A 511-nucleotide genomic window follows, 5' to 3' on the forward strand; every position below is an offset into this window, starting at 1 on the left:
GATGGGACTGGTGATGGATCAGGATTGCCCTGAGCTGATGGCCCGGGGTCTGGAATACGGCATTCTGCTCAACGTCACCGCAGGTAATGTGATCCGCTTGTTGCCAGCGCTGAACCTCAACAAGGATGATGCTGACAATATCATCGATATCGTGTGCAACCTGATTGATTCGCTAGATTGATCGATATAACGAAGGAATTGCTGTGAGACACTTTTTAACTCTGATGGATCTGACTTCAGAAGAGCTGAACCAGGTATTACAACGAGCAATAGAACTCAAGGCCATGCAACATCGCCATGAAGTCTATGAGCCCTTCAAAAACCAGGTGCTGGGGATGATTTTTGAAAAATCGTCCACTCGTACCCGGGTATCTTTTGAAGCTGGCATGACACAATTTGGCGGCGCAGCTATTTTTCTGTCGCCTCGGGATACCCAGTTGGGTCGTGGTGAACCCATCGAAGACAGCGCTCGTGTGCTGTCTCGCATGGTCGATATCATTATGATCCGTAC

General features: G+C 48.9%; 2 pseudogenes. Both read left to right on the plus strand.

Annotated elements, in window-relative coordinates:
* Positions 1-181, plus strand: a pseudogene (locus Q4563_RS15810) (aspartate aminotransferase family protein); the annotation flags it as partial.
* 16 nt (positions 182-197) lie between these two features.
* Positions 198-511 (plus strand): annotated as a pseudogene (locus Q4563_RS15815) (ornithine carbamoyltransferase); the annotation flags it as partial.

The sequence above is a fragment of the Gilvimarinus sp. 1_MG-2023 genome, assembly GCF_030548285.1.